23 protein-coding genes are annotated in these 23,952 nt (G+C 67.8%); 22 read left to right on the top strand and 1 reads right to left on the bottom strand.

The genetic code is table 11. The features are described 5' to 3' along the window. The first annotated feature begins 12 nt into the window (after positions 1–12). From IPP91_05350 to msrB, 4 genes are all read left to right on the top strand, one after another. The gene (locus IPP91_05350; GenBank protein ID MBL0141490.1) at positions 13–882 is read left to right on the top strand and encodes a carbon-nitrogen hydrolase family protein; all 870 of its coding nucleotides are present in this window, start codon (positions 13–15) and stop codon (positions 880–882) included. 20 nt (positions 883–902) lie between these two features. Next, positions 903–2,351, top strand: coding sequence for a metalloprotease TldD (gene tldD, locus IPP91_05345; GenBank protein MBL0141489.1), 1,449 nt, complete (start codon positions 903–905; stop codon positions 2,349–2,351). Between the two features lie 525 nt (positions 2,352–2,876). Further along, the gene (locus tag IPP91_05340) at positions 2,877–3,371 is read left to right on the top strand and encodes a hypothetical protein (protein ID MBL0141488.1); all 495 of its coding nucleotides are present in this window, start codon (positions 2,877–2,879) and stop codon (positions 3,369–3,371) included. A 27-nt stretch (positions 3,372–3,398) separates the two neighbouring features. Continuing rightward, complete coding sequence (gene msrB / locus IPP91_05335; GenBank protein ID MBL0141487.1) at positions 3,399–3,875, top strand: peptide-methionine (R)-S-oxide reductase MsrB; 477 nt, start codon at positions 3,399–3,401, stop codon at positions 3,873–3,875. A 46-nt stretch (positions 3,876–3,921) separates the two neighbouring features. Here msrB and IPP91_05330 read toward each other — a convergent pair whose 3' ends face one another. Further along, positions 3,922–4,269: a hypothetical protein gene (locus IPP91_05330; protein MBL0141486.1), complete on the bottom strand. Its 348-nt coding sequence runs from the start codon at positions 4,267–4,269 to the stop codon at positions 3,922–3,924. A gap of 288 nt (positions 4,270–4,557) precedes the next feature. On the opposite strand from IPP91_05330, the gene aroG reads away from it, so the two are divergent. The 18 genes from aroG to hflK all read left to right on the top strand — a co-directional run bounded on the left by aroG (position 4,558) and on the right by hflK (position 23,950). Continuing rightward, complete coding sequence (gene aroG, locus IPP91_05325; protein MBL0141485.1) at positions 4,558–5,634, top strand: 3-deoxy-7-phosphoheptulonate synthase AroG; 1,077 nt, start codon at positions 4,558–4,560, stop codon at positions 5,632–5,634. Between the two features lie 161 nt (positions 5,635–5,795). Continuing rightward, a complete protein-coding gene (locus IPP91_05320; GenBank protein MBL0141484.1) occupies positions 5,796–6,857 on the top strand; it encodes a 3-deoxy-7-phosphoheptulonate synthase in 1,062 nt (353 codons plus the stop codon). 196 nt (positions 6,858–7,053) lie between these two features. Beyond that, on the top strand, positions 7,054–7,965 hold the full coding sequence (locus IPP91_05315; GenBank protein ID MBL0141483.1) for a 3-deoxy-7-phosphoheptulonate synthase: 912 nt from the start codon (positions 7,054–7,056) through the stop codon (positions 7,963–7,965). Beyond that, on the top strand, positions 7,962–8,831 hold the full coding sequence (locus IPP91_05310; GenBank protein MBL0141482.1) for a cobalamin-binding protein: 870 nt from the start codon (positions 7,962–7,964) through the stop codon (positions 8,829–8,831). The genes IPP91_05315 and IPP91_05310 overlap by 4 nt, the downstream gene beginning before the upstream one ends. Before the next feature lie 607 nt (positions 8,832–9,438). Then, entirely contained in the window at positions 9,439–10,404 is a 966-nt protein-coding gene (locus IPP91_05305) for an acetyl-CoA carboxylase carboxyltransferase subunit alpha (GenBank protein ID MBL0141481.1), read from the top strand. 21 nt (positions 10,405–10,425) lie between these two features. Then, positions 10,426–11,754 carry a tRNA lysidine(34) synthetase TilS gene (gene tilS, locus IPP91_05300; GenBank protein ID MBL0141480.1) on the top strand — a complete coding sequence of 443 codons (1,329 nt, stop codon included), beginning with the start codon at positions 10,426–10,428 and terminating at the stop codon, positions 11,752–11,754. 125 nt (positions 11,755–11,879) lie between these two features. Next, positions 11,880–12,305 carry a nucleoside-diphosphate kinase gene (gene ndk, locus IPP91_05295; protein ID MBL0141479.1) on the top strand — a complete coding sequence of 142 codons (426 nt, stop codon included), beginning with the start codon at positions 11,880–11,882 and terminating at the stop codon, positions 12,303–12,305. A 21-nt stretch (positions 12,306–12,326) separates the two neighbouring features. Then, positions 12,327–13,505: a radical SAM protein gene (locus tag IPP91_05290; GenBank protein MBL0141478.1), complete on the top strand. Its 1,179-nt coding sequence runs from the start codon at positions 12,327–12,329 to the stop codon at positions 13,503–13,505. Further along, positions 13,502–14,275: a type IV pilus biogenesis/stability protein PilW gene (gene pilW / locus IPP91_05285; protein ID MBL0141477.1), complete on the top strand. Its 774-nt coding sequence runs from the start codon at positions 13,502–13,504 to the stop codon at positions 14,273–14,275. The genes IPP91_05290 and pilW overlap by 4 nt, the downstream gene beginning before the upstream one ends. Next, entirely contained in the window at positions 14,275–15,195 is a 921-nt protein-coding gene (locus IPP91_05280) for a DUF4115 domain-containing protein (GenBank protein ID MBL0141476.1), read from the top strand. Before pilW ends, IPP91_05280 begins: the two co-directional genes overlap by 1 nt. Before the next feature lie 16 nt (positions 15,196–15,211). Then, positions 15,212–16,489, top strand: a complete 1,278-nt coding sequence (ispG, locus tag IPP91_05275; protein MBL0141475.1) for a flavodoxin-dependent (E)-4-hydroxy-3-methylbut-2-enyl-diphosphate synthase — start codon at positions 15,212–15,214, stop codon at positions 16,487–16,489. Next, entirely contained in the window at positions 16,486–17,745 is a 1,260-nt protein-coding gene (hisS, locus tag IPP91_05270) for a histidine--tRNA ligase (protein ID MBL0141474.1), read from the top strand. Before ispG ends, hisS begins: the two co-directional genes overlap by 4 nt. A gap of 30 nt (positions 17,746–17,775) precedes the next feature. Next, positions 17,776–18,408: a tetratricopeptide repeat protein gene (locus IPP91_05265; protein ID MBL0141473.1), complete on the top strand. Its 633-nt coding sequence runs from the start codon at positions 17,776–17,778 to the stop codon at positions 18,406–18,408. Then, a complete protein-coding gene (gene bamB, locus IPP91_05260; GenBank protein ID MBL0141472.1) occupies positions 18,405–19,538 on the top strand; it encodes an outer membrane protein assembly factor BamB in 1,134 nt (377 codons plus the stop codon). The genes IPP91_05265 and bamB overlap by 4 nt, the downstream gene beginning before the upstream one ends. A gap of 131 nt (positions 19,539–19,669) precedes the next feature. Further along, positions 19,670–21,070 (top strand): ribosome biogenesis GTPase Der, encoded by a 1,401-nt coding sequence (der, locus tag IPP91_05255; GenBank protein ID MBL0141471.1) that lies wholly within the window; start codon positions 19,670–19,672, stop codon positions 21,068–21,070. A gap of 202 nt (positions 21,071–21,272) precedes the next feature. Further along, on the top strand, positions 21,273–21,524 hold the full coding sequence (gene hfq / locus IPP91_05250) for an RNA chaperone Hfq (protein ID MBL0141470.1): 252 nt from the start codon (positions 21,273–21,275) through the stop codon (positions 21,522–21,524). After that, positions 21,508–22,662, top strand: a complete 1,155-nt coding sequence (gene hflX, locus IPP91_05245) for a GTPase HflX (protein ID MBL0141469.1) — start codon at positions 21,508–21,510, stop codon at positions 22,660–22,662. Before hfq ends, hflX begins: the two co-directional genes overlap by 17 nt. 79 nt (positions 22,663–22,741) lie before the next feature. Continuing rightward, positions 22,742–23,950, top strand: coding sequence for an FtsH protease activity modulator HflK (gene hflK, locus IPP91_05240; GenBank protein MBL0141468.1), 1,209 nt, complete (start codon positions 22,742–22,744; stop codon positions 23,948–23,950). The last annotated feature ends 2 nt before the right edge of the window (positions 23,951–23,952 follow it).

Raw genomic sequence — 23,952 nt, 5'->3', positions numbered from 1 at the left:
CGGTGCGCCCTCATGATCATCACGAAGAACTCGACCACCCCGGAAGCGCTGCGCGAGACGCTCGTCACGACGCAGAGCATGTTCCGCGTGGCGGCCGTGCAGATGGCCTCCGGCCCCAACGTGCAGGCGAACCTGCAGGAGGCCTCGCGCCTCATCGAGCTGGCCGCGGCCACGGGCGCGCGGATCATCGGCCTGCCCGAGTATTTCTGCGTGATGGGCATGCAGGACACGGACAAGGTGAAGCTGCGTGAAAAGGATGGTCAGGGCCCCATCCAGGATTTCCTTTCCGCCGAGGCGAAGCGCCACAAGGTGTGGATCGTGGGCGGCTCGGTGCCCCTGGAATCGACGAAGCCCGACAAGGTGCGCAACGCCTGCCTCGTCTATGACGGCGAGGGCAGGCGCGTGGCCCGCTACGACAAGATCCACCTCTTCGGCTTCGACATGGGGCAGGAAAAGTACACCGAGGAGCGCACCATCGAGCCCGGCGCCGCGGTCGTCACGGTGGAATCTCCCTGGGGCAAGCTCGGCATCTCCGTGTGCTACGACCTGCGCTTCCCCGAGCTCTATCGCGCCATGGGCGAGGTGGATTTCATCTTCGTCCCCTCAGCCTTCACCGAGACCACCGGCAAGGCGCACTGGGACGTGCTGGTCCGCGCCCGCGCCATCGAGAACCAGTGCTACGTGGTGGCGCCTGCCCAGGGCGGCTACCATGTGAACGGCCGCGAGACGCACGGCCACACGATGATCGTGGACCCGTGGGGCGTGGTGCTCGACCGCCTGCCGCGCGGCTCGGGGGTTGTCGTCGCCGGCGTGAACCCCACCTATCAGGCCAAGATCCGCAGGAGCCTGCCGGCCCTTCGCCATCGAACTCTTGGCCGCTAACTCTCCGGTAACCTGTCCCCATGACGAAAAACGAACCCACCGCCCTCGATCTCGCGAGGGCCGCGCTCCTCACCCCGTTCGGCATCGACGAGCCGGCCCTGGAGCGCGTCTTCTCCCTCGTGCGAGCGCACCGCGCCGACGACGCCGACCTCTACTTCCAGCTCTCGCGTTCGGAGAGCTGGATGCTGGAGGAAGGGCAGGTGAAGAGCGGCAGTTTCTCCATCGACCAGGGGGTGGGCGTGCGCGTCGTATCCGGGGAGAAGACCGCCTTCGCCTACGCCGACGATATTTCCCCCGAGTCCCTCGAGGCCGCGGCGAAGGTCACCCGCGCCATTGCCGCGCAGGGAGGGGATGCGACCGCCGCCACGCCCCGCGCTCGCGCCGCCGTTCCCCTCTACGCGCCCATCGACCCGGTCTCCGCCCTCGACGACGCCGAGAAGGTGCTGCTGCTGGGGCGGCTGGAGAAGCGCGCCCGCGCCGCCGACCCGCGCGTGGCGCAGGTGATGGGGCGCCTGTCGGGCGAGTACGAGGTGGTCTTCGTCGCGCGCGCCGACGGTGCGCGCGCCGCCGACGTGCGCCCGCTCGTGAACCTCTCCCTCACCGTGATCGTTGAGCAGGACGGCCGGCGAGAGCAGGGCTACTGCGGCGGTGGCGGGCGATTCGGCTACGGCCACTTCACCGACGAACTCCTGGACTCCATGGCCGTGCACGCCGTGAAGCAGGCGCTCCTGAACCTGGAGGCGCGTCCGGCCCCGGCGGGCCCGATGACCGTGGTGCTGGGCCCGGGCTGGCCGGGCATCCTGCTGCACGAGGCCATCGGCCACGGGCTCGAGGGCGACTTCAACCGCAAGGGCACGTCGGCTTTCAGCGGCCGGATCGGCGAGCAGGTGGGCGCCAAGGGGGTCACGGTCGTGGACGACGGCACCATCGCCGACCGTCGCGGGTCGCTCTCCATCGACGACGAGGGAGAACCCACGGCGCGCAACGTGCTCATCGAGGACGGGATCCTGCGCAGCTACCTGCAGGACCGGCTCAACGCGAGGCTGATGGGGGTTCCCGTGACAGGCAACGGACGGCGCGAGAGCTACGCGCACATGCCGATGCCGCGCATGACCAACACCTACATGCTGGGAAGCGACAAGGACCCGGCGGAAATCCTCGCCTCCGTCGAACGCGGGCTCTACGCCGTCAACTTCGGCGGCGGCGAAGTCGATATCACCAGCGGCAAGTTCGTGTTTTCCGCGGCCGAGGCGTGGTGGGTCGAGAACGGCAAGCTTCAGTATCCGGTGAAGGGCGCGACCCTCATCGGCAACGGCCCGGACGCGCTCACGCACATCGCGATGATCGGCAACGACATGGCGCTCGACCCGGGAGTGGGCACCTGCGGCAAGGAGGGCCAGAGCGTTCCGGTGGGCGTGGGGCAGCCGACGATCCGCATCGAGGGGCTCACGGTGGGCGGGACGGGTTGAGGGTTTCGGGCGAGTGGTCTTCGGAGCTGGCTCGGGCTGCGATCAGGTTTTGTGGCGAGTGATTTTCGGAGCTGACCCGGGCTTCAGGGCGAGTGATCTTTGGAGCTGACCCGGGCTTCAGGGCGAGTGATCTTTGGAGCTGACCCGGGCTTCAGGGCGAGTGATCTTTGGAGCTGACCCGGGCTGCGATCGGGTTGAATGTGGGTTGGGTTCTTTTTTGGTTTTTTTGGGCCAGATGAAATTGCCTGGAGCTTCGACTCCGGGGAGACTTCGATGCAGGTTCGAGCCGTGACGCCCGATGCGATTTGACCTGGCCCAAAAAAACAAAAAAAACCCAACCCACATTCAGCCCTAGGTGGCGAAGGTCCGCACCTGACCTTCTGCTTTCAACCCTTGGTGGCGAAGGTCCGCACCTGACCTTCTGCGATCACCTGGCATCAGTTCATTTCCTGACCCCAATCCATGGGTCGCGAATTCGAATCAAAGTCCTGGCTTCACACCCTTCGCCGCGATGACTGGCTCACCATGACTTCCACCTGGCCCGAGGCCGGAACACCCTGTCCGCTGTGCGAGTCGCCCCTGGCTGCGCGGCGGCTGCGGGAGGCGAGGGGGGACGAGGCGCCGATGCGCCTCACGCTGCGCAACCTGCCGGTGCTGGCCTGCGAGGCGCCGCACCGCTACTTCGTGGCGCACGGGTTTCCGATCTGGCTGCTCAATTCGCTGGTCGAGGACGAGCTAGCGAAGATTCCGGCGGGCAGGGAAAAGGGCCTGCTGTTCCGAAAGTACGCGTGCGGCGGCTGCGGGGCGCCCCTGTCGGCGGAGGGCGCGGAGCGGAGGACTCATTGCGCGACGCTGGCATGGAAGGACACGCCCGGCTTCGAAGTTGACGTCACGATGCCCTGCTTGCGCTGCGCTTCGTGCGGACGGGAGCAGGTGCGGTCCGCGGCCGAGCTGGTGAAACTCCTGCCGTCGGCGCTTGTCCATGCGTTCAAGGATGCCGGGTTGAAGTCCCCCGGCTAGCTTTGCCCCTTCACTTCCGGAGCCCGCATGAAACGCCGCCAGTTCGTCGCCACCCTCGCCGGCCTCTTCGCCCTGCATCGCACGGCGCTCGCAGGCGCCGGGGACGCCGTGAAGATCGAGAAAATCGCCCTCAAGCCCGAGGAATGGAAGAAGCGCCTCACGCCGGAGCAGTACAGCGTGCTGCGGGAGGAGGGCACGGAGCGCGCCGGCACCAGCCCGCTCGACCGCGAGAAGCGCAAGGGCACCTTCACCTGTGCCGGCTGTGACCTGCCGCTCTTCACTTCCGAGATGAAGTTCGACAGTGGCACCGGCTGGCCCAGCTTCTTCAGCTTCATCCCGGGAAGTCTGGGCACCCGGACCGACTTCAAGCTCATCTACCCGCGCACCGAATACCACTGCATCCGCTGCGGCGGGCACCAGGGCCACGTTTTCGACGACGGCCCCAAGCCCACCGGCAAGCGCTACTGCAACAACGGCGTCGCGCTCAAGTTCCTCCCGGCCTGATCCCGGGCCAGGAATTGGGGACGGCTCCGGAGAGCCTTCCCCGAATCTATTCTTCGATCCTGCCGGTGACACGGGTGGCGGCCTTGGCGGTCCACATCCAGCAATAGTCCTCGCCGACCGTGGCGGTGAAGCGGCCGCCGCCCTTGCGCTGGCCGTTGAGCTTCACGGGGTAAGTCACCGTGTCGCCCTGGTGGAAATGGATGTTGAAGTCCACGGGGAGATTGGAGAACCACTCGAAGCGCCGGCTATTGCCGGCCTCCAGGCGCAGGCATTCCTCGGCGATGCCGCCGGGCTTCAGGTCGTGCGCGAAGGCGCGCGCCTTGCCGTCGTCCCGGGGTGAGGAGGCCATGGCGCAAGCCGCGACGAGGAGGAGTGCAAGGGGGGCCGGGCGCATGGGGAATCCGATCGGACGGGTGACAAGGCCACAGGTTACGTCACCGTCGCAAGAATTCACGCGGACTGCCGGTCAGCCCGGCCCCATTTCCCCTTTCTTGCGCTGCAACATGACCCTCTGCTAGGATTCCCGCCCATGAACCGCTACGCCGCGCACTTCTTCCACTTCTGGTTTCCCACGCCCCAGGCGGTCGGGAGAAGCTAGGCGCAGCCGCACGAAGCGCAGGATTCCCAGAGAACCGCCAGCCGCAAACTGGCGGTTTTTTGTTTCCCGAGACCCGGACCCCCCATGACCCATTACAGAACCGACGACATACGAATCGAGCAGGGCGACGAACTCCTCGCGCCGATGCAGGTGATGCTCGAGCTGCCCGCCACCGATGAGACCGAGCGTGTCACTTTCGAGGCCCGCAAGGGCATCCACGACATCCTGCGCGGCGCCGACGACCGCCTCCTGGTGGTGGTGGGCCCGTGCTCGATCCACGACCTCGATGCCGCGCGCGAGTACGCCACGCGCCTGAAGGCCGAGCGCGAGCGCCTGGCGCCCGACCTCCTGATCGTGATGCGCGTGTACTTCGAGAAGCCGCGCACCACGGTCGGCTGGAAGGGCCTCATCAACGACCCGCACCTGAACGACACCTTCGACATGAACGAGGGCCTGCGGCTCGCCAGGAGTCTGCTTCTCGACATCACCCGCCTGGGAGTGCCCTGCGGCACCGAGTTCCTGGACCTCATCACGCCGCAGTACATCGCCGACCTCATTTCCTGGGGCGCCATCGGGGCGCGCACGACCGAGTCGCAGTCGCACCGCCAGCTCGCCTCCGGCCTTTCCTGCCCGGTAGGTTTCAAGAACGGCACGGACGGCAACATCCGCATCGCCGTCGATGCCATCAAGGCCGCCAACGCGCACCACCACTTCATTTCCGTCACCAAGAGCGGGCACGTGGCCATGTTCAAGACCGCCGGCAACGAGGATTGCCACGTGATCCTGCGCGGCGGGCGGGCCACCAACTACGACGCGGCGAGCGTCGAGGCGGCGTGCACCGACCTCGCTGCCGCCGGCCTCGCCCCGCACGTGATGGTCGATTTCTCTCACGCCAATTCGTCCAAGCAGTTCCGCAAGCAGATTGACGTGTCCATCGACGTGGCCGGACAGATCGGCCGCGGAGAGTCGCGAATCGTGGGCGTGATGGTGGAAAGCCACCTGAACCCGGGCAGGCAGGACCTCGTTCCCGGCAAGCCGCTCGAGTACGGCATTTCCATCACCGACGCCTGCCTGGGCTGGGACGATTCAGTGAAGGTGCTGGACACGCTCGCGGCCGCGGTGCGGCAGCGGCGGATGCCTGTCGAAGAGCCGGAGGAGTGAGGGATGGCTGACAAGCATGGGGGGTCGGGGCACGTCGAGACAATGGGGTCAGGTCACTCTCGAGAGAACGATTCACAGTCACGCGGCATAAGTGACCCGACCCGACCCCGGGCAACGATTCACAGTCACGCGGCATAAGTGACCCGACCCCTGTGACGGTCATCGGCCGGACCGATGACCTGAGAATCCGCGCGGTGCGCGCGCTGATCGCGCCCCAGCTGCTGCTGGAGGAGTTGCCGATCGATGCCGCTTCGCTCGCCTCCGTGGGCGGGGCGCGCCAGGCGATCCACCGGATCCTGCACGGGGCGGACGACCGTCTGGTGGCGGTGGTGGGGCCGTGCTCGATCCACGAGGAGGGCGCGGCCTTCGAGTACGCGCGCCGCCTGCGCGCCGAGGCCGCGCGGCTGGCGCCGGAGCTGCTCGTGGTGATGCGCGTCTATTTCGAGAAGCCGCGCACCACCGTAGGCTGGAAGGGCTTCATCAACGACCCGCACCTCGACGGCAGCTTCGCGATGAACGAGGGCCTGAGGCTAGCCCGCAAGCTCCTCCTGGGGATCAACCGCCTGGGGTTGCCGTGCGGCACGGAGTTCCTCGACCTCCTTTCGCCGCAGTACATTTCGGACCTCATCGCCTGGGGCGCCATCGGGGCGCGCACGACGGAATCGCAGTCGCACCGGCAGCTTGCCTCGGGGCTTTCGTGCCCGGTGGGCTTCAAGAACGGCACCGACGGCAGCGTCAAGGTGGCGGTGGATGCCCTGCGCGCCGCCGCCGCGCCGCACGCCTTCATGGGCATGACCAAGACGGGGCAGGCTGCCATCTTCGAGACCATCGGCAACGAGGACTGCCACGTGATCCTGCGCGGCGGGAAGACACCCAACTACGACGCGGCCAGCATCGAGGGCGCCTCGCGGGACCTGGCCGAGGCCGGGCAGGCGCCGCGCCTCATGGTCGATTGCTCCCATGCCAACGCCTCTCGCCAGTACGAACGGCAGATGGATGCGGGCGCCGACATCGCCCGCCAGCTCGCCGCCGGCGACGACCGCATCATGGGCGCCATGGTGGAGAGCAACCTCAAGCCCGGCCGCCAGGACCTCGTCCCCGGCCAGCCGCTCGTCCATGGCATCTCCATCACCGATGCGTGCATCGGGTGGGAGGACACCGTGAAGCTCCTCGATACGCTTGCGGACGGAGTGCGCAAGCGGCGGTTGGCGAAGGGGGAGTAAACCTTTGGAACACGGATGAACACGGATGAACACGGATAAAAGCGGATGAACACGGATAATTCGTGAGCGGGTCTTGAATGATGGCAACCGGATCGCCTACGCCGACAGTTTCCGCGGCATCCCACGACTATCCGATTGATCCGTGTTCATCCGCTTTTATCCGTGTTCATCCGTGTTCCAAAGGTTTAACTCCCCCATGTCCAAAACCGACGAATTCCGGATCCTCGGCCGCCGCCCCGGCAACGACGAATCCATCTGCTTCGAATACATGGGCGTCACCTTCGACCAGGATTGCTTTCACGTCGTCGCGGGCCTGAACGCCGTCGATACGCGCGAGTACGTCGAGCAGGCGTTCGACGCGCTCAAGAAAGCCGGTCAGGCCTGTGCGCGCATGGGCGCCTACAAGCCGCGCACCAGCCCGTACTCGTTCCAGGGCTACGGCCGGCAGTGCCTGCCCTACGTCTTCGAGCTGGCCGGCAAGTACGGCATCCGCGTGATCTCGATGGAAGTCACGCACCAGGAGCACGTGGACGAGATCCGCCAGGCGCTGCACGTGACCGGCGAGCCCACCGGCGTGATGCTTCAGATCGGCACGCGCAACACGCAGAACTTCGAACTCCTGAAGACGGTGGGCAGCCAGCGCGATTTTCCCATCCTCCTGAAGCGAGGCTTCGGCATCACGCTGCACGAGTCGCTGCTGGCCGCCGAGTACGTGGCGAGCGAGGGCAACCGCGACATCGTCTTCTGCCTGCGCGGCATGAAGACCAATTTCGGCGACCCGCATCGCAACCTCGTGGACTTCGGCCACGTGCCGGTCGTGAAGCGCCTCACGCGCATGCCCGTGTGTGTCGATCCGTCCCATTCGGTGGGCATCCGGGACGCTTCCCCCGACGGCATTCCCGACGTCTTCCACGTGGCCGCCCAGGGCGTGGTCGCAGGGGCGAACCTCGTCCTTGCCGACATGCACCCGGACCCGGACCGAGCGCTCGTCGACGCGGCGCAGGCGATCACGCTCGCGCAGTTGCCGTGGTTCCTCGAGGACATGGCCATCGCCCGCGAGGCCTACCTGGTGCGCCGCGAGGTGGCCGCGCGCCACGCCGAGGCGTGATCACTTCCGGACGCCTGATCGTCGCGGCGGCGCTGGCAGCGGCCGCGTTCTGCGCGCGCGCGCAGATCGTTCTCACCGACGACCTGGGGCGACGCGTGGCGCTCTCCCAGCCGGCGCGTCGCGTCGCGACACTGGCCCCTTCGCTCACCGAAGCCGCCTTCGCCGTGGGCAGCGGCTCGCGCGTGGTGGGCGTGAGCGCATGGAGCGACCATCCGCCCGCCGCCGCGGGCCTGCCCGTCGTATCCACCGCATTCGCCATCGACATGGAGGCGCTGGCGAAGCTTTCGCCGGACCTCGTCATCGCGTGGAAGGACAGCTTTCGCGCTGCGGACATCCCGAGGCTCGAGGCGCTGGGCGCAAGCGTGTTCGTGGTGCAATCGCGCACGCTGACCGACATCCCGCGGCTGCTCTCGGTGACGGCCGCGCTCGCCGGCGGCGATGCCGCTCCGGCCACGCGCCTGTACGAGTCGCGCCTTGCCGCCCTTCGTGCGCGGTATGCCGGCAAGCCGCGCGTGCGCGTGTTCCTCGAGATCTCGTATCGCCCGCTCATGACCGTCGCCGGCAGGCACTTCATGGGCGATGCGCTGGAGGCATGCGGCGCGACGAACGTGTTCGCGGATCTGGCCGAGGCGGCGCCGCAGGTATCGTGGGAAGAACTCTTCGCGCGCAATCCCGAGGCCATCGTGGGCACGGGGCCGGAACGCGGCGAGAACGCGTTCCGGGCCGATTGGGCGGAACGTTCCGGCCTCGAAGCGGTGCGGCGCGGCAAGCTCGCGTACGTGGCCTCGCGGGCGCTGGGGCGGCCTTCGCCGCGGGTGGTCGAGGGCATCGAGGCGCTGTGCATCGCGGTGGACAAGTTGCGCTAGCTGAGGATCGGGGAAGCTAAGGGGAAGTTCCATTCGAATCCTGGGCATGCAATCGTGACCGTCGGATGGGTGCCCGGAAATTCGAGGCCAGGCAACACACGCCAGGCCTCGAATTTCCACCCATCTATAGACGAGGGCGCTTCGCTGCCTCGCCCGCGACGGTCGCATGCCAAGGATTCGAATGGAACTTCCCCTTAGCTTCCCCGGGTTGGTGGCTCGCGATTGGCAGCGGACCATCCGGGTCGGTCATCGATTGCATTCGGCGCCGCATGCAAGGGGGACTGTGCCCCATGGTTCGCGATGCCGTGTCCACGGAGTCAGGGCGAGGAAGGCGGCGGTGACGTTTCCATTTTCATGGCGCGCGGCCACGGGGCGGGAAAGCGCAGCGTCCCCGCCTGTCGGATGGGTGGCGATTCGGGTGCAGCCTTGTTCTGGCAAGCCCGAATCGCCGGGACCCATCCCGGGGCCCCTCCTGCGCGCCCTGAAAATGGAAACGTCACCGCCGCCTTCCTCGCATCCCCTAATTCCTCGCATCCCTTCCTTCCCCGCCATCCCTGCGCCACGCACCCTGTTATCATTTCCGCCACTTCGCATCGCAAGCCACCCCGTGAAAACCACCTTCCTGGATTTCGAGCAGCCGATCGCCGAACTCGAGCAAAAGATCGAGGAGCTGCGCTTCGTGCAGGACGACAGCGCCGTGGACATCTCGCAGGAGATCGAGCGGCTGTCGAAGAAGAGCCGCGACCTCACGAAGGAAATCTACGGCAAGCTCAACTCCTGGCAGATCTCGAAGGTCGCGCGCCATCCGCAGCGGCCGTACACGCTCGACTACATCGCTGCGATGTGCACGGACTTCGAGGAGATGCACGGCGACCGCTCGTTCGCCGACGATCCGGCCATCGTGGGCGGCCTGGCGCGCTTCAACGGCCAGAGCGTGATGGTGCTCGGCCACCAGAAGGGCCGCGATACCAACGAGAAGATCCTGCGCAATTTCGGCATGCCGCGTCCGGAGGGTTACCGGAAGGCGCTGCGCCTCATGAAGCTCGCTGAAAAGTTCACGATCCCGCTGCTCACCTTCGTCGATACGCCGGGCGCCTATCCTGGCATCGGAGCGGAGGAGCGCGGGCAGTCGGAGGCCATCGGCCGCAATCTTTACGAGATGGCCGGGTTGCGCGTGCCGGTGGTCGTGTCGATCATCGGCGAGGGCGGCTCCGGCGGGGCACTCGCGATCGCGGTGGGGGATGCGACGCTCATGCTGCAGTACTCGACGTACTCGGTAATCTCGCCCGAGGGCTGCGCGGCCATCCTGTGGAAGTCCCCCGACAACGCGGCCGAGGCGGCGGAGTGCCTGGGGATCACCTCCCCGCGCCTGAAGTCGCTCGGGCTCATCGACAAGATCGTGAACGAACCGCTGGGAGGCGCGCAGCGCGATCCCGCGGAGGCGGCCAAGTCGCTCAAGAAGGCCATCGCGGACCACCTGCGCCAACTCCAGGACATGCCGATCACCCAGCTCCTCGAGCGGCGCCAGGACCGGCTCGTGAATTACGGCAAGTTCAAGGAGCTCGCGGAGTAGCGCGCGAAGCGCTCTTCCCCGATGGTCCCGCGCCCGGATTCCCCCGAAGCACTCGCGGCCCGCGTGGGCCGGCGCATCGCGGCGCGCGTCCGGCGCGGGCAGTCGGTTTGCGTCGCCTACTCCGGCGGTCTCGATTCCACCGTGCTCCTGGACATCCTCGAGCGCGTGCGGGAAGAGGCCGGGTTCTCGCTCTCGGCGCTGCACGTCCATCACGGGCTGTCGCGGAACGCGGACGCCTGGACGCAGGACTGCGCGGCATTCGCGGCGTCCCGCGGGGTCCCGCTCGCGATTGCGCGCGTGACGGTGGACCGGGCGCACCGCTCGGGGCTCGAGGCGGCGGCGCGAGCGGCGCGGCATGCGGCGTTCGCGCGGGCGGGCGCCGACTTCCTGGCGCTCGCCCACCACCGCGACGACCAGGCCGAGACGGTCCTGCTGCAGGCGCTGCGCGGCACCGGCGTGAAGGGGCTGTCGGCGATGGCGCAGGCGCGGGCCGCCGGGAGCGTGGTGTGGCTGCGGCCGCTCCTGGAGGAGACGCGCGAGGCGCTGCTGGCGTACGCACGCGCGGCGGGACTCGACTGGGTCGAAGATGAGTCGAACGAGCTCACCGCGTTCGATCGCAATTTTCTTCGCCATGAGGTCATGCCCGTCCTCGAGCGGCGCTTTCCGCAGTACCGCGAGTCGCTCGCCCGGCTTGCGCGCCATGCGGCCGGCGCTGCGGAGCTTGTCGAGAGCCTGGCTCGCGACGACGCGGCCCGGATCGCGGACGGGGAGGGGTTGACGGCCGCGGGGCTCGAGGCGCTGGATCCCGTGCGCCGCGCCAACGTCTTGCGCCACTTCCTCGCGACCCACGGCCTTGCGATGCCGGGAGAGGCGAGGTTGTCCGACATGGCGGTCCAGCTCGTTTCGGCGCGGGTGGATGCGCAAGTCCTGCTGCGGCACGGCGACCGCGCGCTGGTGCGCCACCATGGAAAGATCATCATCGAGGCCGTGCCGCGCGAATCGACCGCCTGGGAGGTGGCCTGGGCCGGCGAGCCGGTGCTTCCCCTGGGGGAGGGCCGGGGCGAGGTGCGGTTCGCTGAAGTGGCGGGCGAGGGCATCGACCTCGGGCGCGTGGCCGCTGGCCGCTGGCGTTTTGCCCCTCGCGCGGGTGGCGAGCGCATCCGCTTGCATGCGGGCGGTTCTACCCGGACGCTCAAGAACCTGCTCCAGGAGCACGACATCCCCGTCTGGCGGCGGCGGCGCCTGCCGCTCCTTTTCGACGGCGAGCACCTTGTCTGGGTGCCCGGCATCGGCGTCGCCGCCGACTATCGCGCCCGCAACGCCGGCCTTTCCCCCCTCTGGTATCCCTGACCCCCTTGGGGGACGGTTCCGGAGAACTCCCCAATCCCTGTCCCATGGGGTCGGGCCTAGCCCGGAAGGGGAGGGCTGTGATAGAATGAAAAGCTAAACTTTTCATTCAGTTAGCGGAGATTTTCATGGCAGTTCAGCGCACCCTTTCGATCATCAAGCCCGATGCCGTGGCCAAGAACATCATCGGCAAGATCTACTCCCGTTTCGAGACCAACGGCCTCAAGGTCATCGCATCGAGAATGGCTCATCTGTCCCGCCTGGAGGCCGAAGGCTTCTATGCCGTCCACCGGGCACGCCCGTTCTTCAAGGACCTGGTGGAATTCATGATCTCCGGCCCGGTGGTGATCCAGGTGCTCGAGGGCGAGGAAGCGATCCAGAAGAACCGCGACCTGATGGGCGCCACCGACCCGAAGAAGGCCGAAAGAGGCACCATCCGCGCCGACTTCGCCGACTCGATCGACGCCAACGCCGTGCACGGCTCGGACGCGCCGGAAACCGCCGCGGTCGAGATCGCCTACTTCTTCCCCGCAAGCCAGGTCTTCCCGCGCTGACGAGGCCGCCCGCGCCTGCCCATGCGCACCAACCTGCTCGATTTCACGCTCCCCGCCCTCACCGACTGGTTCGCGTCGCTGGGCGAGAAGCCGTTTCGCGCCAGGCAGGTGTTCCGTTGGGTGCACCAGCGGGGCGTCGCCGACTTCGACGAGATGACGGACCTCGCCAAGGGCCTGCGCGAGAAACTCGGTGCACTCGCCGAAGTCCGCCCGCCTGCGATCCTCTCCGAGAACCGCTCGACGGACGGCACGGTGAAGTGGCTCTTCGACGTGGGCATCGGCAACGGCATCGAGACCGTGTTCATTCCCGAGGATGACCGGGGCACGCTGTGCGTGTCCTCGCAGGTGGGCTGCGCGCTCGACTGCTCGTTCTGCTCGACCGGGCGCTCGGGTTTCAACCGCGATCTCGCCGTCTCCGAGATCATCGGGCAGGTCTGGGTGGCCAACAGGCGGCTGCGGGAGATGGCGAAGGAGGGGCAGGCGTATCGGTTGGTTCCCTCACCCCCGACCGCTCTCCCGGAGGCAGAGGGCCGGGGTGATGGCAATGAATCACGTCCCGTCTCAAACGTCGTCATGATGGGCATGGGCGAGCCCCTCAACAATTTCGAGAACGTCGTCTGCGCGATGTCGATGATGCTGGACGACAACGCCTACGGGCTCTCGCGCCGGCGCGTGACGCTGTCCACTTCCGGCGTGGTGCACCAGCTGCGCAAGCTCGCGGCGCGCTGCCCGGTCGCCCTCGCGGTGAGCCTGCACGCGCCCAATGACGAGCTGCGCTCCAGGATCATGCCGATCAACCGCAGCTACGGGATCGCCGATCTCCTGGAGGCCTGCAAGGAATACCTCGCTGCCGCTCCGCGCGACTTCATCACCTTCGAGTACGTGATGCTCGACGGCGTGAATGACGCGCCCGCGCACGCAAGGGCACTGGCGAAGCTGCTGCGCGAGGTGCCCTGCAAGCTGAACCTCATCCCGTTCAATGCTTTCCCGGCATCGGGATTCCGGCGCTCGAAGCCCGAGGCGGTCGCACGCTTCCGGGATATCCTCGTCGAGGCCGGGTACGTTGCCACGATCCGCAGAACCCGGGGCGACGACATCGACGCCGCCTGCGGCCAGCTCGCGGGCCAGGTGGTTGATCGCATGAAGCAGCACACCGTCATGAGGAAGCACCCCGTGAGGATCCACAAGGAGGCCGTGTGAAGAGACTCTTGCCGATCCTCGCCGCCGCGCTGCTCGCGGGGTGCGTGGCGCAGACGACCGTCGAGACGCGCCTGGTCTCGGATCCCGCCGTGGTCGATGCGCGCCGCCGCGCGGAGATCCACACCTCGCTCGCCTCGCAGTACTACCAGCGGGGCAACTTCGTCGTGGCCCTGGACGAGACGCGTCTCGCCCTGAAGGAGGACTCGAACTACTACCAGGCCTTCAACGTGCAGGCGCTGATCTACATGGAGCTGCGCGAGGACACGCAGGCGCGCCAGGCCTTCGAGAAGGCGCTTTCCATGGCGCCGCGCGACCCGGACGTCCTGAACAACTACGGCCTGTTCCTGTGCCTGCGCGGTGACAACGCCCGCGGCATGGAGTACTTCAACCGCGTGCTGACCGACTCGATGTACACGACGCCGGAGAAGGTGCTCCTCAATGCGGGAGTCTGCTCGCGCATCGCGGGCCGCAACGTCGAGGCCGAGGGCTACCTGCGCCGCGCCGTCGTCTTCAAGCCGGACCTCGCGGGAGCGCTCTACAACCTGGCCGAGATCCTCTACGAGAAGGGCAGCTACAAGGAGTCCGAGAACTACCTCGTGCGCTACATGCGCCTGGGCGAACCGACACTCTCGGCGCTGGTGCTCGGCGTGAAGCTGGCACGCGCTCAGAACGAGAAGGAAGCTGCCGACAGCATGATGCAGCAGCTGCGGCGCCGCTTCCCGGATGCACCGCAGACGCGCGACCTGGAGAAGGGCGCCGCGCGGTCGTGATGGATCAGGCATCCGACAGCCCGGCGCCCGGCGCGGCGCAGCGTTCTCCGGGGGCGATCCTCGCTGCCGAGCGCGAACGGCAGAGCCTTGCACGGACCGACATCGCGCAGCGACTGCACATGAGCGTCTCGCAGGTCGAGGCGCTGGAGGCCGCCGACTACGCACGCCTGCCGCGCGGCACTTTCCTGCGCGGCTTCACGCGCAACTACGCACGCGCGCTCGGGCTCGACCCCGAGCCGCTTGTCGGCCTGCTCGTCGAGGATGCCCCGCGCGAGAGGTCGCCCGGCATCGTGGTCCCCACCCAGAACATCCGCTTCGACCCGCTGGGAGCACGGCTCGCCAACCCATACGTGAAGGCCGCGGGCATTGCCGCCGCCGTGATCGTGTTGGGCTTCGCGACGATGTACTGGTGGCTCTTCGTCCGCCCGCAGGGACCGGCACCGGCGAGGGTCGTGACGGGGCCCGCCGTCGAGGCGCCGCAGGGCGTACCCGCCGCGATTGCGCGCCCGGAGCCGGCCGCGAACGAGGCTGCCGCCCAGGCGCAGCAGGCCCCCGGCGCTGCCGCATCGCCCGCGGATACCGCGCCGGTTCCAGTGCCGGGGACCCTGCCCGCCCCGCCCGAATCGCAGCCCTCCGCGCCCGAATCGCAATCCGCCGCGCCGCCGCGCGCCGCATTGCCCGGTGAAGGCACGCTTCGCTTCACCTTTCGCGGCGCGGCCTGGGTGGAGATCTCCGATGCCCGCGGCAAGATGCTGCTGTCGCGCACGCATCCGGGTGGTTCCAGCGCCGAGGTGGTGGGCAAGCCGCCGTTCAACGTGATCATCGGCAACGCGCCCGATGTGCGCCTGAGCTACAACGGCCGCGATTTCGATCTCGCGCCGCACACCCGCGTCGCCGTCGCGCGTTTCACGCTGCAGTAACGAAGGCCACATTCGCATGAGCCCCGTGCCGCGCCGCTCCTCGCGCCAGGTCAGCATCGCCGGAAGACTCGTCGGCGGCGGCGCCCCCATCCTCGTGCAGTCGATGACCAACACCGACACCGAGGATGCGAAGTCGACCGCCGGCCAGGTGGCCGCCCTCGCGCGCGCCGGCAGCGAAGCGGTGCGCATCACCGTGAACACACTCGAGGCCGCGCGGCAGGTCCCCGCGATCCGCAGCCGGCTGGAGGCGATGGGCGTCCAGGTGCCGCTCATCGGCGACTTCCACTTCAACGGCCACAAGCTCCTCGCGCAGGTGCCGGAATGCGCGGTCGTGCTCGACAAGTACCGCATCAATCCCGGCAACGTCGGCCACGGCTCGAAGCGCGACGACCAGTTCGCGGTCCTGATCGAGAAGGCCATCGAGCATTCGAAGCCGGTGCGCATCGGCGTCAACTGGGGCTCGCTCGATCCGGAGCTGCTCGCGCGCCTGATGGACGCCAACGCGAAGTTGGCGCGGCCGTTGCAGGCCGACGCGGTGATGCGCGAGGCGCTCATCGTCTCCGCGCTGGAGAGCGCGGCGCAGGCCGAGGCGATCGGGCTGCCGGGCGATCGCATCATCCTTTCGTGCAAGGTTTCCGCCGTGCAGGATCTCATCATGGTCTATCGCAGCCTCGCCGCGCGCTGCGACTACCCGTTGCACCTGGGACTCACCGAGGCGGGCATGGGCTCCAAGGGCATCGTCGCCTCGACCGCCGCCATGGGCGTGCTGCTCCAGGAAGGCATCGGCGACACGATCCGCGTCTCCCTCACGCCCGAGCCCGGCGGGGACCGCACCCGCGAGGTGATCGTCGCGCAGGAGATCCTGCAGGCCATGGGGCTTCGTGCCTTCACCCCGCAGGTCTCGGCCTGCCCGGGCTGCGGGCGCACCACGAGCACCTTCTTCCAGGAACTCGCCGAGAAGATCCAGTCCTACCTGCGCGCCCAGATGCCGGTGTGGAAATTGCAGTACCCCGGCGTGGAGGACCTGCACGTGGCCGTCATGGGCTGCGTCGTCAATGGACCGGGCGAATCGAAGCTCGCCGACATCGGCATCTCGCTGCCGGGCTCGGGGGAAAGGCCCGTGGCCCCGGTGTTCGTGGACGGGGAGAAGACCGTGACGCTCAAGGGCGAGGCCATCGCGCAGGAATTCCAGGCGATCGTCGAGGACTACGTGCGCACGCGCTACGCGCCCGGTGCCGCGAAGCACGGCAGGCAGCGCAAGAAGACCATCGCCATCGCGCCGGCCGAGCCATGAGCCAGAAAATCCAGGCCATCCGGGGCATGGAAGACCTCCTGCCCGATGCCTCCGCCCTGTGGGAGAGGCTCGAGGACGCCTGCCGCGAGGTCTTCCGCCAGTACGGGTATCGCAACATCCGCACGCCCATCGTCGAGCCCACGGCGCTCTTCGTGCGCGGCATCGGCGAGGTGACGGACATCGTCGAGAAGGAGATGTACACCTTCGACGATCGCAACGACGAGAGCCTCACGCTGCGCCCCGAGGCCACCGCCGGCATCGTGCGCGCCGCGATCGAGCACAACTTCCTCTACAACGGGCCGATGCGCGTGTGGACCGCGGGCCCGATGTTCCGTTACGAGCGACCGCAGAAGGGCCGCCAGCGGCAGTTCCATCAGTACGACGTGGAAGCCCTCGGCTTCGAGGGACCCGACGTGGACGCCGAGCAGATCGCGATGCTCGCCCGCCTGTGGAAGGCGCTGGGCGTGGGCCCCATCGCGCTGCAGCTGAATTCCATCGGCGACGCGGACGATCGTCTCGCGCACCGCGACAAGCTCATCGGGCACTTCCAGGCGCATGCGGAACTGCTCGACGAGGACGCGAAGCGCCGCCTGCACACGAATCCGCTTCGCCTCCTCGACTCGAAGAACCCGGCCATGCAGCCGATGATCGAGTCGGCCCCGAAGCTCGTCGACCACCTGGGCGAGGGCGCCTTGCGCCACTTCGAGGAGACCAGGCGCCTGCTCACGCAGGCGGGCGTCGCGTTCACCGTGAACCCGCGCCTGGTGCGCGGGATGGACTACTACAACCGCACCGTGTTCGAGTGGATCTCCGACCGCATCGGGGCCCAGTCCACCATCGCCGGAGGCGGGCGTTATGACGGCCTGTTCGAGATGCTGGGTGGCAAGCCCACGCCGGCCTGCGGCTTCGGCCTGGGGATGGAGCGCACCATCCTCACGATGCAGGCCTTTGGCGGAAGCGCCGCGCAGGAGCCCGACGTGTTCGTGGTCCACGCGGGCGAGGCCGCCTCCCGCGAGGCCTGGCGCCTGGGCGAACGCCTGCGCGACGCCGGGCATTCCTGCGTGCTGGGCGCGGGCGGCAGCTTCAAGTCGCAGATGAAGAAGGCCGACGCGAGCGGCGCGCGCTTCGCTATAATCCTCGGCGACGACGAAGTCGCGGCCGGCAAGCTGACCCTCAAGCCGCTGCGGGGCGAGGGCGTGCAAGGCCTCGTCACCCCCGAAGAGGCGCTTTCGCGCCTTCGCGCGAACCCCTGGTAGCCCCCTGAATCCCATTCCGGAACGACACCCATGGCTGGATCCTACGATTTCGAAGAGCAGGAACGAATTGCCGCGATGCACCACTGGTGGGAGGACAACGCCAAGTTCGTGTATGCCTCCGTCGCCGCCTTCGTGCTGGCGGTCGGCGGATGGAAGGGCTGGCAGTACTGGAACTCGGTGCAGAATGCGGACGCCGCGGCGCTGGTGGCCGAACTCGGCAAGGTGCGCGGCGACACGAAGAAGACCGCCGACATCGCCCAGGCCGTGATCGACAAGTACCCGGGAACCTTCTTCGCCTCCGAGGCCGCACTCGCCGCCGCGCAGTCGAGCTTCGAGGCCGGCGACCTCGCGGCAGCCAGATCGCGTTTGGAATGGACGATGGCCAACGGCCGCGACGAGCATCGCGCGGTCGCGCGCATCCGCCTGGCCGCCGTCCTGCTGGACCAGAAGAAGTACGCCGAGGCGCTGCAGGTGCTGGACGGCAACAAGGATGAGGCGTGGGCCGCGCCGGCCGCGGACCTCAAGGGCGACATCCTCTTCGCGCAGGGCCGCACGGACGAGGCGCGCGCGGCCTACAAGCTCGCCATCGACAAGAGCGACCCGAGAAGCCCGCTGCGCGGCGTGACGGAACTCAAGCTCGGCGCGCTCGGGGGCGCGCAATGAAATTCGCCGGCCGCGCGGCCGCCGCCGCCGGCGCCCTGGCGCTCGCCGGCTGCAGCTACTTCGGCATCTTCCAGGATGAAATCAAGAAGCCGATGGCGCTCACGGAGATCCGCGCGACGGTGACGCCCCGCGTGGCGTGGAGCGCTTCCGTCGGCAAGTCGGGCGCGTACAAGTTCTTCCCGAAAGTGGAGGGCGAGCGCGTCGTGGCCGTCGCGGCGGACGGGACGATCACCCTGATCGAACGGGAAACGGGAAGGGTGGTCACGCGCGTGGACACCGGGCGCAAGCTCTCGTCCGGCGCAGGCGCCACGGCCGACCTGGTCTTCGTGGGCACCATCAAGGGCGAGGTGATCGCCCTGGACGCGGCCGGCAAGGAGAAGTGGGTCGCCAACGTGGGTGGCGAAGCGCTCGCGCCCCTGGTGGTCGCCGGCAACCGCGGCATCGCTCGCACCTCCGACGGTCGCCTCTATGCGCTCTCGATCGCCGACGGCAAGCGCCTGTGGGTGTACCAGCGCACGACGCCGGCGCTGCTCCTGCGCGCCGAAACGGCGGTGCTCGTCACCCCCACCAGCATCGTGGCGGGCTATCCGGGCGGAAAACTCATCGCGCTCGACCTCGATGACGGAAAGCTGGTCTGGGAAGTGACGGTGAGCCTGCCGCGCGGCTCGACGGAGCTGGAGCGCGTGGCCGACGTGGCGGGCCTTCCGGTCATCGATGGGGGGCGCATCTGCGCGGCGGCGTTCCAGGGCAAGGTCGCCTGCTTCGACATCCAGAGCCGCAACACCCTCTGGACGCGCGAGATCTCCACCGCCAACGGCCTGGCGTTCGACGACAAGAGCGTCTACCTCTCCGACGACCAGGACAACGTGCAGGCGCTGGACCGCGAAGGCGGCGCTTCGCGCTGGAAGCAGGACAAGCTGCTGCGGCGCAAGCTCACGGCGCCGGTCGTGGTGGACGGCAAGGTCGTCGTCGGCGATTCGCTGGGCTTCCTGCACGTGCTCGCGAAGGACGATGGCGCGTTCATCGGCCGCCTCGCGGTCGAGGGAGGTGCGGTGAATGCGCTGGTTCCCGACAGAGGCGGGCTGCTCGTGCAGACGGCCGGGGGGACGCTTTCGTTCGTCCGCTTCTGAGGCTCTCGCCTCGGGGGCTGGCGTACTGGCTTCTGGCCTCCTTATGAGAGCTTTCCGATAATGAACGTCACCGTGTCGGCCCGTGCGCCCCTACCCGCTCCACTCGTCGAGAGTCCGGGCCCGGGGCGCGCATGAAACCCACCGTCGTCCTCGTCGGCCGCCCCAACGTCGGCAAATCGACACTCTTCAACCGGCTCACGCGCACGCGCGATGCGATCGTGCACGACATGCCCGGGCTCACGCGCGACCGGCACTACGGCCGTGGACGCATCGGCGACAAGCCCTACATCGTGGTCGACACCGGCGGCTTCGAGCCGGTGGCCAAGGAAGGCATCCTGTCCGAGATGGCGCGCCAGGCGCAGGAGGCGATCTCGGAAGCCGACGTCGTCATCTTCGTGGTCGATGGCCGGGCGGGGCTCGCGCCGCAGGACAAGCGCATCGCCAAGCTCCTGCGCGAGCGCGGCGCGCCCGTGTGGCTGGCGGTCAACAAGACCGAGGGCATGCAGGAAGACCTCGCGGTCGCCGAATTCCACGAGATGGGGATGGGCGCGCCGCATGCGATCTCGGCGGCGCACGGGGAGGGCGTGCGCCAGCTCATCGAGGATGCGCTGGCCCGGTTCCCGGCGCAAACAGAAGGCGAGGAGGTCGAGCCCGACCATCCTCGCGTGGCCATCGTGGGGCGGCCGAACGTGGGCAAGTCCACGCTGGTGAACCGCGTGCTGGGCGAGGAACGCATGATCGCCTTCGACCAGCCGGGGACCACGCGCGATGCGATCGAAGTCGAGGCGACGTGGCAGGGCCGCCCGTACACCATCGTCGATACCGCCGGCCTGCGCCGCAAGGGCAAGGTCTTCGAGGCGGTGGAGAAGTTTTCCGTGGTCAAGACGCTGCAGGCCATCGAGCGGGCCAACGTCGTGGTCCTGGTGCTGGACGTCTCGCAGGACATCTCGGAGTCGGATGCGCACATCGCCGGCTACATCCTCGAGGCGGGGCGCGCGCTCGCGGTGGCGGTCAACAAGGTGGACGCCGTCGATGCCGACAAGCGCAAGGACACGCAGATCGACCTGGAGAGGAAACTCGCCTTCCTCGACTTCGCGGAGTTCGTGCCCATCTCCGCCCTGAAGGGTACCGGAATCAAGGCTCTTTTCCAGTCGGTGGACCGGGCTTTCGCCGCCGCGATGGCGAAGCTCTCCACCCCGAAGCTCACGCGCGCCCTGCAGGCCGCCATCGAGAAACAGGCCCCGCCGCTCGCCGGCAAGATGCGACCGAAGTTGCGCTACGCCCACCAGGGCGGCTCCAACCCCCCGGTGGTGATCATCCACGGCACCAGCGTGTCGGCCATCAAGGACACCTACCGCCGCTACCTCGAGAACACCTTCGTCAAGGTCTTCAAGCTCAAGGGCACCCCGCTGCGGGTCGAGCTTCGCCAGGGCGCCAACCCCTACGAGGGCAAGAAGCGCTCCAGCCTCACCCCGCGCCAGGAAGCCACCAACCGGCGCAACAAGCGCCGCGCCAAGCGCATCTACGCCTAGCTGTAACAATGGGGTCAGGTTCGCGAACCTGACCCCATTGTTACAAGGCGGGGGAACTTGGGGGGGGCGGGAGGTGTCCCTTGCTAGGTGGCCAAACGACCTGCTTTCCAGTAGAGTCGTTTGGTTAGTGGAAAACCGGAAACGGCAGTTGCGAGTGACAAAGCCGGCCCGGGAAGAAACCCGTAACTAAAAGGGGCAAAAAATGAGCAACAAAGGTCAACTTCTTCAGGATCCTTTCCTGAACATCCTGCGCAAGGAGCATGTGCCGGTCTCGATCTACCTCGTGAACGGCATCAAGCTGCAGGGCCAGATCGAATCGTTCGACCAATATGTCGTGCTCCTCAAGAACACCGTGACGCAGATGGTCTACAAGCACGCCATTTCCACGGTGGTGCCGGCCCGCCCGGTGTCGGTCCCGTCCGAACACCCGTCTGAAAATTCCCCGGAATCCTGACCCCGGCGTTCCCGCGAGGGACCGCGCCCTTCTGGTGTGCCTGAACATCGGCACCCGCGGCGCGGCGCCCGATCGTTCGGAGGAAGCCACGAGCCTCGTGTCGAGCGCCGGCGCGACCGTTTGCGAAGTCCTTGCCGGACGCCGCGACCGCCCCGACGCCGCCACCTTCGCCGGCTCCGGCAAGGTCGAAGAGATCAAGGTCGCCTGCCGCCTGCACGACGCCCGCATCGTGGTCTTCGATCACGAGCTGACCGCGGTCCAGATCCGCAACCTCGAGAAAGCCCTGTCCGAGGGAGGGCCCGCCGTGGCGGTGTACGACCGGACCGATCTGATCCTCAACATCTTCGCCCTGCGCGCCCGCAGCCACGAAGGCAAGCTCCAGGTCGAGCTCGCCCGCCTCGAGCACCTGTCCACGCGCCTCGTTCGTGGCTGGACCCACCTCGAGCGCCAGCGCGGGGGCCTTTCCAAGACCGGCGGCCCGGGCGAGAAACAGATCGAGCTGGACCGCCGCCAGATCGGCGAGAAAGTGAAGAAGCTCAAGGAACGCCTGAAGAAGGTGGCCCGCACCCGCGACACGCAGCGTGCCGCGCGCACCCGTTCCGGCATGCTGCGCGTATCGATCGTGGGCTACACCAACGCAGGCAAGTCCACGCTCTTCAATCGCCTCACGCGCGCCAGCGCCTTCGTGGCCGACAAGCTTTTCGCGACCCTCGATCCCGCGACGCGCCGCCTGCACCTGGGTGAGGGCGTCAATGCCGCCATCTCCGATACCGTGGGCTTCGTGAAGGACCTTCCGCACGGCCTGGTAGCCGCCTTCCGCTCCACGCTCGAGGAGACGGTGCAGGCCGACCTCCTGATACACGTGGTGGACGCCTCCAATCCCCGCCACGACGAGCAGGCCGATGCCGTGAACGCGGTCCTGGCCGAAATCGGCGCGGCCGACATCCCGCAGATCGTGGTCTGGAACAAGATCGACCGGATCCCCGGTCTGGAACCGGAAGTGGTGCGCGATCCTTGTGGTAAGATATTGAATATCAAGGCGAGTGCCGTTTCCGGCGCCGGCCTCGAGGCCATCCGCGCCGCATTGGCGGACGTGGCCCGGGTGTCCGATCCGCGCGCGCTTGCCCCGGCCGCCTAGGCGACCGCCCACGTTGCATTGAAACCGCGCCTCGCGGCCCGCATCTGCCCCCTGTCACTACCTTCTGCCCGACAATCCAATGCCTCCCAACGATCCCCAGTGGGGAAAGCGCCCTGACGATGGCCCGCCGGATCTCGACGAGATCCTGAAGAAGCTGAACCAGAAGCTCTCCGGGCTCTTCGGCCGCCGCTCCTCCGGCCCCAGCGGGCCGACGCCGCCTTCCGCCGGCCCCAGCGCCGCCTTCTTCGGCGGCTCCATCGCATTCATCGTGATCCTGGTCATCGCCGTGTGGCTCGCGAGCGGCTTCTACATCGTGGAGGAAGGCAGCCGCGGCGTGGTGCTGCGCCTGGGCAAGTACATCGAGACCACGATGTCCGGCCCGCGCTGGCACATCCCGTTCCCGTTCGAGTCGGTGGAAGTGGTGAACGTCTCCCAGGTGCGCACGGTGGAAGTGGGCTACCGCGGGAACGCGAAGAACAAGCAGCCGGCCGAAGCGCTGATGCTCACCGATGACGAGAACATCGTCGATGTGCAGTTCGCCATCCAGTACACGCTGAAGAGCCCCGAGGACTACCTCTTCAACAACCGCAATCCCCAGGACAACGTGCTGCAGGCCGCCGAGACCTCCATCCGCGAGATCGTGGGCAAGAGCAAGATGGATTTCGTGCTGAACCAGGGCCGCAGCGAGATCGCCTCGCGCGTGAAGCAGACGATGCAGCACATCCTCGACCGCTACAAGACCGGGATGAACATCACCACTGTCAACCTGCAGAACGTGCAGCCGCCCGAGCAGGTTCAGTCCTCGTTCGACGACGCGGTGCGCGCCCAGCAGGACCGGGAGCGCTTCAAGAACGAGGGCCAGGCCTACGCCAACAACGTGGTGCCCAACGCCCGCGGCGTGGCCGCGCGCCTGACCGAGGAGGCCGCCGGCTACAAGGCGACGGCGATCGCCACCTCGCAGGGCGATGCATCCCGCTTCCGGCAGATACTCGCGGAATACGAGAAGGCCCCGCAGGTCACGCGCGAGCGCCTGTACCTGGAGTCGATGCAGCAGATCCTCTCCAACACCACCAAGATCATCGTGGACCAGAAGGGCGGGCAGAATCTTCTCTACCTGCCGCTCGACAAGCTGATGCAGATGACTTCGCAGCAGGGCGCCACCGTCTCCGCGCAGGGGGCCGACGTGCCCCTGCCGCGCATGGCGCCCGTGCCGACCGAACCCGCCGCCGCACCCGCAGCGGCCGTGGATGCCCGCGCGCGCGACGCGCTGCGCTCCCGTGAACGATAAGG

This window comes from Betaproteobacteria bacterium (assembly GCA_016720855.1).
Taxonomy (GTDB): Bacteria; Pseudomonadota; Gammaproteobacteria; order Burkholderiales; family Usitatibacteraceae; genus FEB-7.
Note: the sequence above shows the minus strand (reverse complement) of the source record. Positions and strands in the feature narration are given on the sequence as shown.